The following is a 12012-nucleotide window of genomic DNA, read 5'->3' on the forward strand; positions in this document are numbered from 1 at the left end:
TTCATTGGAAGAACGTTCGACGCCGGTGCCCGCAGCTCCGGCGGATCAGGCTGCCGGCCAGGGGGCACAGACTGGCTTGGCTGCTCCCGGACGCCCCGACGCGGCCGTTCCGGTGGACAACTCAGGGACCCGCCCGACCTTCCCCGGACGCCGTGAACGTACCCGCTCCAGGCTCGCGCGCCTGACCGGCCGCGGAACACCCGCCTATTCGCCCATCCTCGAACCGCTGCTGCGCACCGTGCGGGCCAACAACCCCAAGGACGACTTCGAGCTCATCCAGCGCGCCTTCGTGGTGGCGGAACGCTGCCACCGCGGGCAAAAGCGCAAGAGCGGGGACCCCTACATCACGCACCCGGTGGCCGTTGCGACCATCCTGGCCGAGCTGGGCCTGAGCGGGACGACGCTGGCCGCCGCCCTGCTGCACGACACCGTGGAGGACACCTCCTACACCCTGGACGACCTCAAGGGCGAGTTCGGCCCGGAAGTCGCAATGCTGGTGGACGGCGTCACCAAGCTGGACAAGGTCAGCTTCGGTGAGGCCGCCCAGTCCGAGACCGTCCGCAAGATGGTTGTGGCCATGGCCAAAGACATCCGCGTCCTGATGATCAAGCTCGCCGACCGGCTGCACAACGCGCGCACCTGGCGCTTCGTCTCCGCCGAGTCTTCGGCCCGCAAGGCGCGTGAAACCCTCGAAATCTTCGCGCCGCTGGCCCACCGGCTCGGCATGAACACGATCAAATGGGAACTGGAAGACCTCTCCTTCGCCGCGCTGTACCCCAAGGTCTACGAGGAGATCGTGCGGATGGTGGGGGACCGGACGCCGGAGCGTGAAAAGAACCTCGCGGTGATCCGCAACCAGATCACCGAGGACCTCCGGGCGGCCAAGATCAAGGCCACCATCACCGGCCGGCCCAAGCATTACTACTCGATCTACCAGAAGATGATCGTCCGCGACAAAGACTTCGACGACATCAACGACCTGATGGGCGTCCGCGTCCTGGTCGACTCGGTGCGCGACTGTTACGCCGCGCTCGGTGCCATGCACTCGCGCTGGAACCCGCTTCCGGGCCGGTTCAAGGACTACATTGCGATGCCCAAGTTCAACATGTACCAGTCGCTGCACACGACCGTGATCGGCCCCGGCGGCAAACCGGTGGAGATCCAGATCCGGACCCATGAAATGCACCGGCGTGCCGAGTACGGCGTTGCCGCGCACTGGAAGTACAAGGACCAACCCAACCGCACGGCCGCCGGGCCGGGAAGCCCCCGCGACGGCGACATGGGCTGGCTGCGGTCGCTGGTGGACTGGCAGCAGGAAACCTCGGACCCCGGCGAGTTCCTCGACTCGCTGCGCTTTGAAATCAACGCCCGCGAGGTGTTCGTCTTCACCCCCAAGGGTGAAGTAATGGCGCTGCCCGCAGGGTCGACGCCGGTGGACTTCGCCTATGCGGTCCACACCGAGGTGGGGCACCGGACCATCGGTGCGCGCGTGAACGGCAAGCTGGTGCCGCTCAACAGCGAACTGAACCATGGCGACTGGGTGGAGATCTTCACCTCCAAGGCCGAGGGGGCCGGGCCAAGCCAGGACTGGCAGCACTTCGTCAAGAGCGCCCGGGCCCGCAACAAGATCCGGCAGTGGTTCAGCAAGGAACGCCGCGAAGAGGCGATCGACCGCGGCAAGGAACTGCTCACCAAGGCGATGCGCAAGCAAAACCTTCCCCTGCAGCGCCTGATGACGCACGATGCCCTCGCCGCGATTGCCGAGGACTTCAAGTACACGGACATCTCCGGGCTCTACGCCGGGGTGGGCGACGGGCACACCTCGGCCCAGTCCGTGATGGAACGGCTGGTCGAGAGCCTCGGCGGCAACGAAACGCCCGAGGATGACCTGACCGAGGTCTCGATCCCCACCCAGGTCACCAAGGCCCGCTACTCCGACTCTGGGGTTGTGGTCCGCGGCGTCGGGGACGTCTGGGTGAAGCTGGCACGCTGCTGCACCCCGGTGCCGCCGGACCCGATCCTGGGCTTCGTGACCCGCGGCTCCGGAGTCTCGGTGCACCGGACCGACTGCACCAACGTGTCGGGCCTGATGGATCAGCCGGACCGGATCGTCGAGGTCGAGTGGGCGCCGACGCAGTCCAGTGTGTTCCTGGTGGAAATCCAGGTCGAGGCCCTGGACCGCAAGTCGCTGCTCTCCGATGTCACCCGGGTCCTCTCGGAGAATCACGTGAACATCCTGGCGGCGAGTGTGCACACGTCCACGGACCGGGTGGCGATCTCCAAGTTCGCCTTCGAGATGGGCGACCCGAAGTACCTCAGCCATGTGCTCAGCGCCGTGCGGCGAATCGACGGCGTCTTCGACGTCTACCGCACCACCGGCAACAGCCGCCGCAGCTAGCCGTGTAGACGGTCGCGTTCCCGGCCGGAGGGAAGGGCCGCAAGTTTGTCCAGAGCAGCCTTCTTGTACGGCAGCCGCGGCGTCGCTTCCACCGCCCGGATTAGCAGCTTCAGCTTCACGCCGAGTTCGGGCGCGGCCAGCATTGCGCCCAAGGCCGGCAGGGCACGTTCCGGATCGACGTGCAGGGCAATGTCCACCGCCGTCCGCAGCGGACTGGAGACCATAAGCCCGCCGAGGCTGACGACATCGAACGGGCCGAGCCGCACTTCGTGGAAACTGCAGCCGCGGGTGGCCCTGAGGCTGGAGACCCGCCGGGTGGCATCCACCAGCAGCGCCATCCGGTCCGGTTCCCCGGCGCAGCCGTAGATCCACGCTGCCGTCATCCGCCCGGCGACGACCCGTTGCCGGATCGGCGGCGGAATGGTGCAGGCCGCCGCCCGCGCCCGCAGCTGCGGGGTGGAGGCGGCGCCGGGCGGCAGGTAGCCGCGCTGCGAGAGCCTCGTCAGCACGCCGTCGGCCGCCATGGCCTGGAGTTCAACCCAGGAGAACAGCGCCCCGGGGGAGTAGAGCACGGGCGACGGCGCACCCGCCGGCTCGCGCGGGGAACGGCAATCCGGCAGTCCGGAGATGCGGAAGCCGGAAGCGGGGTTGCCGGGCACAGGGACCATTCAGCCATCGTGCCGTCTTGGCCGGAACGCGGAACAGGCCCCGCCCCGGTCATGTGGATAACCGGGCGGAGCCTGTTGCGGCCGGCGGGCAGACCCGGCGGCGGAGATTGCTTCAGCGGATAATGCTAGGAGAGTTCGCTGGCGGAGCGTTCCAGCTGCTCCAACCAGGCCTGGCGTGCCTCGAGGGCTTCCTTCGCCGCCTTGATCTTGCGCTCGTCCCCGGCCTTCTCTGCCTTGGCCAGGTCGTCCTTCAGCCCGCTGATGGCCGCCTCCAGCTGCGACAGGGCGCTGTTGGTGCGTGCCTTCGTTTCTGGGTTGGAACGCTTCCAGTTCTCATCCTCGGCGTTGCGGACGGCGTCCTCCACCTTCCGGAGGCCGGCCTCAATCCGGCCCATGTCCGCGCGCGGAACCTTGCCGGCTTCCTCCCAGCGGTCGCGGATGGACTGCAGCGCCTTCTTGGCGGCGGCGAGGTCCTTGATCGGGAGCAGTTCGTTGGCCTCTACCAGCAGGGCTTCCTTGACCACGAGGTTCGCGCCGTATTCCTGGTCGATCTCCTCGTTGGCGGCCTGCCGGTTCGTGAAGAAGACGTCCTGTGCGGCCCGGAACCGGGCCCAGAGAGCGTCGTCGTCCTTGCGGCTGGCGCGCGGGGAGGCCTTCCACTGGTCCATCAGGCGGCGGTACTCGCCGGCGGCGTGCCCCCAGTCGGTCGAGGAGGACAGTGCCTCGGCCTCGGTGATCAGCTTTTCCTTGGCGGCCTTGGCGGCGGAGTTGTTGCTGTCCAGCTGGGAGAAGTAGGCGCGGCGGTGCCGGTCGAAGACCGTGCGGGCGGCGCGGAACCGCTTCCAGAGCGCGTCCTCGTTGCTCCGGCCCAGCCGGACACCGCTCTTCTGCGCCGTCTTCCAGCTCTCGAAGAGTTCGTTCATCCGGGCGCTGGAGGTCTTCCACTGGATCTGTGCCGGGTCGTGCCCGGCGATCTCCTCGGCCTCGGCGACGATCGCCTCGCGGGCAGCCAGTTCGGCGGCGCGGACGGCGTCGTGTTCGGCCTTTTCGGTCTTTTCCAGCGCGGTGATCTGGCCGGACAGGGTGTCCAGGCGGGCCTCGGCGGCTCGGAGGTCACCGACCATGTTGCGTTCGGCCAGCTGCTCGCGCAGGTGCGTCACGGTCTTCTGCATGTCCGCGGCCGGTGCCTTGGAGGCCACTCGCTGCTCCAGCAGGACGATCTGGGCCAGGACGTCGTCGTACTTGCGGGCGAAGTAGCCCAGCGCCTCGTCATCGCTGACGCCCGGGTACTGGCCGACGGCGTGTTCTTCGCCGTCGATGGTCAGGAACACCTGGCCGTCGCCCTCCACGCGGCCCCAGCGGGCAGCCTCGGCAAGCGATGCGGCGCTGGAGGCAGGGGTGGCGGCCGGTGCGGCGACGGACGGCGAAGCCTTCGGGCGGGCCGCAAAGGCGGCGGGCGACGGCGCCGGGCGCGGCGCAGGCACCGGCGCAGAGGCCGGGGCGGCGGGCTCCTCTGTGGGTTCCACGGCCGCGGCTTCGGCGGCGGGTTCCGCCGTCGGGGCCTCGGCCTCGGCCGGGGTCGCCTCGTTGGCCGCTTCGGTCACCGCAACCTCGGCTTCGGTCTCGTTGGCAGCTGCTGCCACTGTTTCGTCGGATTTCTGACTGTCTGTCACCGCTAGAAGTCTTTCGCTTGGAGGGAAATACCGGCACCGCGGCCACGCGGGCCCCGGCAGGTTACTTCAGAGAGAACGAGTCTATCGTGACTGGTTCCACAGGTGCGCCGTCCGTGGCGCTGGCGCCCGGTTTGACACCGGCCGCGGCAATGTTGGCCACCACGTCCAGACCGGACGTGACCTTGCCGACCGCTGTGTAGCCGCCGGCGGCGTCCGCCGGGATCACGGTGTCCTTGTAAACGATGAAGAACTGGGTTCCGTTTCCGTAGGCGTTGCCGCCGGTCCGTGCCACAGCGATGGTGCCGGCCGGATATTTGTTGTCTGCGGGGGTGTTTTCCAGCGGACCCCAGGTGAAAGCGGGATCACTGTTGCCGTCCCCGGACTTGGAGCCGCATTGCAGCACGCCGAAGGACTCCGCGGTGGTTAGCCGGTGGCAGTTGACGCCGCTGTAGAAGTTCTGGTCCGCGAGGGATTTGAACACGGCGGCCGCCTGCGGGGCGGTGGTGCCGTCAAGTTCCACACCGACGGTGCCGCGGTTGAGGGCAAGTGCACCAGTGAAGGTCTTGCCCGCCGCGGTCTCCGGCTTGGGAATGTTTTCGCCGTTGCTTGGGCTGGCGGACGGGGTGGCGGACGCAGACGGGCTTTTCAGCCCGGCCTCGGCGGCCTTGAATTCGTCCTCGGTCGGGTTGCCGGCGAAGACTGTCAGCTGCAGCACAATGGCCAGGGCAAGGACGGCGGCACCGCCGGCGGTGGCGAGGACGTTGTCGCGCTTTCGGCGCTTGTCCTGCTCGCGCCGCAGCTCACGCTTTGCCTCCATCTGCTGGACGCGCCGCTTGGCTTCGCGGGCGCTCCGTGAACTGGCCGCCAATGGTCCTCCTGGTTGTAGGGCCGCATCCCGGGCGGCGCGCCGTCGGCGCCGTCGGGGGTGCAGCAAGCAAGCTGCGGCAGCGCCGCCCGCCGCGTGCGCATTAGAGATGCGCGCGGCAAAAAGCATAAACTGACTGCCGCACACAGTTTATGCACGACTGGCCGGTCTGCGCGCGACGCCGCGGCCGTTGTATCCGCCGTCGTAATCAGAGGAGAAAATTCCACCATGGCACGCACCGCCTCCCTGTCCGGATTCCCCGAGTGGCTTCCCGAGGAGCGGCTGGTGGAGCTGCATGTGCTGGATACCCTGCGGCGGACCTTTGAACTGCACGGCTTCTCCTCGATTGAGACCCGGGCGGTGGAGACCGTCGGGCAGCTGCTGCGCAAGGGTGAGATCGACAAAGAGGTCTACGGGCTGAGCCGGCTGCAGGACGACGAGGGCGCCGAGTCCCCGTCGCACAAGGCCGACCCGCACGCCCTGGCCCTGCACTTCGACCTCACCGTGCCGTTCGCCCGCTACGTGGTGGAAAACGCCGGCTACCTCGCCTTCCCGTTCCGCCGCTACCAGATCCAGAAAGTCTGGCGCGGCGAGCGTCCGCAGGAAGGCCGCGCCCGCGAGTTCACCCAGGCGGACATCGACATCGTCGGCGACGGCGAACTGCCGTTCCGCTACGACGTCGAAATCGCGCTGGTGATCGCCGAGGCACTCAGCGCCCTGCCGATCCCGGACTTCCTGCTCCGGATCAACAACCGCAAACTGGCCGAAGGGTTCTACACCGGGATCGGACTGGTCGACACCGCCGGAGTGCTGCGCAGCATCGACAAACTCGAAAAGATCGGCCCCGCCAAGGTGGCCGAACTGCTCAAGACCGAACTCGGAGCCACCGAGGAACAGGCGCAGGCCGCGCTCAAGCTGGCCGCGATCCGCACCGGGGACACCTCGTTCGTGCAGCAGGTCCGGGCCCTCGGCGTGGACAACGAGCTGCTGGAGGAAGGCCTGAACGAGCTGGAACAGGTCATTGCCGCCGCCGTCCAGCGCGCCCCGGGCAAGGTGGTCGCGGACCTCAGCATCGCCCGCGGCCTGGACTACTACACCGGCACCGTGGTGGAGACCGTGCTCGTGGGCCACGAACAGCTCGGCTCGATCTGCTCCGGCGGCCGCTACGACGCCCTCGCCAGCAAGGGCAACCGCAAGTTCCCCGGCGTCGGGCTCTCCATCGGCGTGACCCGGCTGGTCTCCCGGATCCTCAGCCAGGACCTCGCCAAGGCAACACGGTCCGTGCCGACAGCCGTGCTGGTGGCCCTCAACAGCGACGACAGCTGGGGCGCGGCGCAGGACGTCGCCGCGCAGCTGCGCGGCCGCGGGATCGCCACCGAGGTCGCGGCCAAGGCCGAGAAGTTCGGCAAGCAGATCAAGTTCGCGGACCGCCGCGGCATCCCCTTCGTCTGGTTCACCGACGACGACGGCAAGCACCAGGTCAAGGACATCCGCACCGGCGAACAGCTCGACGCCGATCCGGCGACCTGGGGGCCGGCCGCGGAAGACCTGCACGTCCGGGTCCTGAAGGCTTAGGCCGCAGCCCTCCTACCCCGTCGAGGCCCTCCGCCGCCGAAGCACCAGGAACCGGCCGGTGGCCCCTGCCGCGAGCACGGCGGCCATGCCCAGCGCCGAGGCCGGCGGCAGGGTCACCGCCAGCAGCAGGCAGCCGATAAACCCCAGCACATTGAGCCAGCGCGGGGCATGCCACGGGCGCGAGGTGAGGGTGAAGGCGGCGGCATTCGTCACCGCGTAATAGACCAGGACGCCGAAACTGGAGAAGCCCACCACGGTCAGGACGTTGGTGGTCAGCAGCAGCACGATGACCGAGGCCGCGACGGTCAGTTCGGCCGTGATCGGAACCGTATGTGCCCCGCCCACCCGGGCCAGCGGTGCGGGCAGGTCCCGTTCCCGGGCCATCGCCATCGCGGTCCTGCCCACCCCCGTAATCAGGGCCAGCAGGGCTCCGAGGCACGCTGCCGCCGCCCCGGCCTGGACCAGCGGAGCGCCGACGCTGAGCCTTGAGCTGCTGACGGCGTCGAGCAGCGGCGCCGTCGAGCTGCCGAGTTCAGCTGCGGGAAGGTGCCACTGCAGCAGGGCCGCGAGCCCCAGGTAGATCAGAAAGGCTCCGCCGAGCGCGCCGAGGATGGCCCGCGGGATGGTGCGGGTGGGGTCCTTGACCTCCTCGCCGAGCGTGGCGATCCGGGCGTAGCCGGCAAAAGCGAAGAACACCAGTCCGGCGGCGGGCAGCACACCCCACACGTTGCGGCCGTCGGCAGTTCCGGCAGCGGCCCCGGCGCCCGCCGGGTGCGGGCCGAGCAGTGCCGCCGCCGCCACGAACGCGATGGTGGCGAGCACCACGGCGAGCAGTACCTTGGTCAGCAGCGCCGTACGGGTGATGCCGAGCAGGTTCACGCCGGTCAGCACAACGACGGCGGCCACCGCCACCGGCGTCGCGAATTCCGGTGCCGCATAGTGCCCGAAGGTCAGCGCCATCGCCGCGCACGAGGCCGTCTTGCCGGTGACAAAGCCCCAGCCGGCGACGAACCCCGGCCATTCGCCCAGCTGCCGGCGGCCATAGACGTAGGTCCCGCCGCTGGAGGGGTACATGGCCGCCAGCTGCGCCGATGCCACGGCGTTGCAGTAGGCCACCACGCCGGCCACGGCCACGGCGAGGGTCAGCAGCGGACCGGCCAGGGCCGCGGCGGGGGAGAAGACCACGAACACACCGGCACCCAGCATTGAGCCGAGGCCGATCGCGGTGGAATCGACCGCGCCCAGGCGGCGCTGCAGCTGCCCGGGGCGGAGTGGTGGGATTGCCATGGCAGGCGGGGCCTTTCCAACGGGTAAACTCGAACGGGACCGTTCCTGTAGCGGTCCCATTTAATACCACCCTGTTTTCCTTCTGAAAGGCGAGCTGTGCTGCGCACACACGACCTCGGATCCCTTCGCTCCGAGCACATTGGACAAACCGTAACCCTCGCCGGCTGGGTCGGCCGGCGTCGTGACCACGGTGGTGTCGCATTCGTGGACCTGCGCGACGCTTCGGGCGTCTCCCAGGTGGTCGTTCGTGAAGAAGAGGTTTTCCACGGCCTCCGCAACGAATTTGTGCTGCAGGTCATCGGCACCGTCGCCAAACGCCCCGAGGGCAACGAGAACCCCGCCCTGGCCACCGGCGAGATCGAGGTCATGGCCGAGAAGGTCACCATCCTCAACACCTCCGATCCGCTGCCGTTCCAGATCGACGAGCACGTTGAAGTGGGCGAGGAAGCCCGCCTCAAGCACCGCTACCTGGACCTGCGCCGGCCGGGCCCCGCCCGCAACCTGCGCCTGCGTTCCGAGGCCAACCGGGTTGCCCGCGAACTGCTGCACCAGGACGGCTACGTCGAGATCGAGACCCCCACACTGACGCGGTCGACGCCGGAAGGCGCCCGCGACTTCGTCGTCCCCGCGCGCCTCGCGCCGGGTTCCTGGTACGCGCTGCCGCAGTCCCCGCAGCTGTTCAAGCAGCTCCTGCAGGTGGGCGGCTTCGAGAAGTACTACCAGATCGCCCGCTGCTACCGCGACGAGGACTTCCGCGCGGACCGCCAGCCTGAGTTCACCCAGCTCGACATCGAAGCCAGCTTCGTCGAGCAGGACGACATCATCAAGCTCGGCGAGAGCATCGTGACCGCGCTGTGGAAGCTGATCGACGTCGAGATCCCCACCCCGATCCAGCGGATCACTTATAACGACGCGATGGCCCGGTACGGCTCGGACAAGCCGGACCTGCGCTTCGGCCTGGAACTGACCGAGCTCACCGAGTTCTTCAAGGACACCAACTTCGGCGTTTTCAAGGCCCCCTACGTCGGTGCCGTGGTGATGCCGGGCGGCGCCTCGCAGGCCCGCCGCGCCCTCGACGCCTGGCAGGAATGGGCCAAGCAGCGCGGCGCCAAGGGCCTGGCCTACGTCCTGTTCAAGGAGGACGGCGAACTTGCCGGCCCGGTCGCGAAGAACCTGACCGAGACCGAACGTGCAGGCCTGGCCGACGCCGTCGGCGCCAAGCCCGGCGACTGCATCTTCTTCGCCGCCGGCGAGAAGACCCCGTCCCGCGCGCTGCTCGGCGCGGCCCGCGTCGAGATCGGCCACCGCACCGGCCTGATCAACCCGAGCGACTGGGCCTTCTGCTGGGTGGTCGACGCGCCGATGTTCGAACCGGCGGCGGCCGCCGTCGCGTCCGGTGATGTCGCCGTCGGAGGCGGCAAGTGGACGGCCGTGCACCACGCCTTCACCTCGCCCAAGCCCGAATTCATGGACAGCTTCGACACGGACCCGGAAACCGCCCTGGCGTACGCCTATGACATTGTCTGCAACGGCAACGAAATCGGCGGCGGCTCCATCCGTATCCACCAGGGCGACATCCAGGAGCGCGTCTTCAAGGTCATGGGCCTCTCGCACGAAGACGCCCAGGAGAAGTTCGGCTTCCTGCTCGAGGGCTTCAAGTTCGGCGCGCCCCCGCACGGCGGCATCGCATTCGGCTGGGACCGTGTTGTCTCGCTGCTCGCGGGCGTGGACTCGATCCGCGACGTCATTGCGTTCCCGAAGTCCGGGGGCGGCTATGACCCGCTGACCCAAGCGCCGGCGCCCATCACGGCGCAGCAGCGCAAGGAAGCCGGCGTTGACTTCAAGCCGCAGGACAAGAAGGACGACGGCTCCAAGTAGCCGGCCCGCTCCACCGCAGAGGCTCCCCGGGCAACCGGGGGGCCTTTGCTGTCGGCCGGGGACGTGATGATCTGAGACAGGAAGGGGACTCCTTGGAACCGGAATCCGGGCCCACGCTGGAGGCGCTGATGGACGCCGCCTGGCCCGCCGCCGACCGTGAGGACTCCGGCGGCTGGGTGCTCCGCGCCGCCTCCGGCGTGACTCAGCGCGCCAACTCGGTGTGGCCCCGGGATCCGGGAGTCGACGCCCACGCCCAGTTCGCGGCGCTCCGGGACTCCCGGCTCTGGTACCGGGCCCGCCGGCTGCCTCTCATCTTCCAGGTTTTCGACGACCCGCGCTCCGCGCCGCTGAACGCCGTGCTCGACTCCGAGGGGTTCACCCGCCAGTCCGAAACGCTGGTTATGGTGCGCGGCGGCGGTTCTGCCGCGGCGTCGGGCGACGGCGTCGAGATCTCGAGTCAGCCTTCGGCGGAGTGGCTGCGGCTCTGGTGGAGCGTGGACGGGCGCGGCGACGCTGGGGCCCTGGACGTCGCCCGCGGCATCCTGACCGGCTGCCCCTCGCTGTACGCCCTCGTGCGCGACGACGACGGCGCCCCGGCCGCCGCCGGACGACTCGCCCTGCCCGACGCCGAACCCGGCAGCCCCCGCCACGGCGGCCTGTACTGCATGGCAACCCGGCCAGATTTACGACGCCGGGGCTACGCCTCCCGAGTGCTGCAGGCACTGCTGGAGGAGGGCGCACGCCTGGGTCTGGCAGGCTACTGGCTGCTCATCACGGCGGCCAATACCGGGGCGCAGGAACTCTACGCCCGGGCCGGCTTCGGGGAGTCGGGCCGGTACCTCTACCGGCAGGAACGGCCCAAACGGCACCTGACCGGCTGCTAGGGGGATCGGTCTAGTGTTCCCCGGGACTGCCGGTACCGGAGTCCCGGGGAACGCGACAGGGCCACACTCGTCAGATCGGTGCGATGCCGGCGCGGGCAGGGCCCCTGCGAGGAGTCTGTGCCCATCAATTTGCCAGGAATGGCCGCTAAGCCACCCCGGATGGCGGCCATTCTCGTCAGATCGGTGCGATGCCGGCGCCGGCAGGGCCCCTGCGGGGGAGTCTGCGCCCATCGATTTGCCAGGAACGGCCGTTAGACCACCCATGGACTTCAAACCGCAGTCCATCCCGCCTGATCCAAGGCCTGGCAGGGCTCGCGTACCTGGGGATGTTTGTCGCCGTCGCCATTGCCGGGCTGTCACTGGCCGTCGCCACCCACCGCCTCCGCCGTGCTGGACCGCAAGCGTGTCCTTGGCCTGATGCACCTGATGGGGATGCCGGTGTCCATCCTGCGCTGGATCATCATTCGCGAAGCGGCCGTCCCGCTCCTTACCGTCCTGCTGCTCTCGGCCGGCCTGGGGCTCCTCGTGGCCTGGCTGATGGTGACCTTAATCAACGACGCCTACCGCGTGGCCTGGCCGGGGCCCGGATACTTCATGGCGCTGGGGCCCAGCCTGCTTCTGGCCATCGGAGCGGTCGCCGCGACATTCGGTTTCATCCGGGGCAATACCGCCACAACGGCCACCCGCTTCGATTAGCCCCGTGTCCGACGGCGGCTACGTCACCAGGATCCGGACCGCGCACGCGTCGGCGGCGGCCTTTTTCAGTACCGGCAGGAACGGCCCA

General features: G+C 68.8%; 9 protein-coding genes. 5 read left to right on the top strand and 4 right to left on the bottom strand.

Going from position 1 to position 12012, the window contains the following annotated elements; genetic code table 11:
* Positions 1-4: 4 nt before the first annotated feature.
* The gene (locus AC6I9V_RS16295; RefSeq protein WP_497900153.1) at positions 5-2398 is read left to right on the top strand and encodes a RelA/SpoT family protein; all 2394 of its coding nucleotides are present in this window, start codon (positions 5-7) and stop codon (positions 2396-2398) included.
* Here the strand turns inward: AC6I9V_RS16295 and AC6I9V_RS16300 are convergent.
* From AC6I9V_RS16300 to AC6I9V_RS16310, 3 genes are all read right to left on the bottom strand, one after another.
* Complete coding sequence (locus tag AC6I9V_RS16300; protein ID WP_497900154.1) at positions 2395-3066, bottom strand: hypothetical protein; 672 nt, start codon at positions 3064-3066, stop codon at positions 2395-2397. The genes AC6I9V_RS16295 and AC6I9V_RS16300 overlap by 4 nt on opposite strands.
* 125 nt (positions 3067-3191) lie before the next feature.
* Positions 3192-4739, bottom strand: a complete 1548-nt coding sequence (locus AC6I9V_RS16305) for a DUF349 domain-containing protein (RefSeq protein ID WP_497900155.1) — start codon at positions 4737-4739, stop codon at positions 3192-3194.
* 61 nt (positions 4740-4800) lie between these two features.
* Positions 4801-5607, bottom strand: a complete 807-nt coding sequence (locus AC6I9V_RS16310; protein ID WP_497900156.1) for a peptidylprolyl isomerase — start codon at positions 5605-5607, stop codon at positions 4801-4803.
* Between the two features lie 225 nt (positions 5608-5832).
* Between AC6I9V_RS16310 and hisS the strand changes: the two genes are divergently transcribed.
* Positions 5833-7179, top strand: a complete 1347-nt coding sequence (gene hisS, locus AC6I9V_RS16315; protein WP_497900157.1) for a histidine--tRNA ligase — start codon at positions 5833-5835, stop codon at positions 7177-7179.
* 12 nt (positions 7180-7191) lie between these two features.
* On the opposite strand, the gene AC6I9V_RS16320 is transcribed toward hisS, so the two are convergent.
* Positions 7192-8466: an APC family permease gene (locus tag AC6I9V_RS16320; protein WP_497900158.1), complete on the bottom strand. Its 1275-nt coding sequence runs from the start codon at positions 8464-8466 to the stop codon at positions 7192-7194.
* A gap of 96 nt (positions 8467-8562) precedes the next feature.
* Here AC6I9V_RS16320 and aspS point away from each other — a divergent pair, with 96 nt between their 5' ends.
* The 3 genes from aspS to AC6I9V_RS16335 all read left to right on the top strand — a co-directional run bounded on the left by aspS (position 8563) and on the right by AC6I9V_RS16335 (position 11924).
* The gene (aspS, locus tag AC6I9V_RS16325) at positions 8563-10344 is read left to right on the top strand and encodes an aspartate--tRNA ligase (protein WP_497900159.1); all 1782 of its coding nucleotides are present in this window, start codon (positions 8563-8565) and stop codon (positions 10342-10344) included.
* Between the two features lie 128 nt (positions 10345-10472).
* Entirely contained in the window at positions 10473-11228 is a 756-nt protein-coding gene (locus AC6I9V_RS16330) for a GNAT family N-acetyltransferase (protein WP_497900338.1), read from the top strand.
* A 387-nt stretch (positions 11229-11615) separates the two neighbouring features.
* Positions 11616-11924 carry an FtsX-like permease family protein gene (locus tag AC6I9V_RS16335; protein WP_497900160.1) on the top strand — a complete coding sequence of 103 codons (309 nt, stop codon included), beginning with the start codon at positions 11616-11618 and terminating at the stop codon, positions 11922-11924.
* Positions 11925-12012 lie beyond the last annotated feature (88 nt).

This window comes from Arthrobacter sp. SlRoot2-15 (assembly GCF_059739345.1).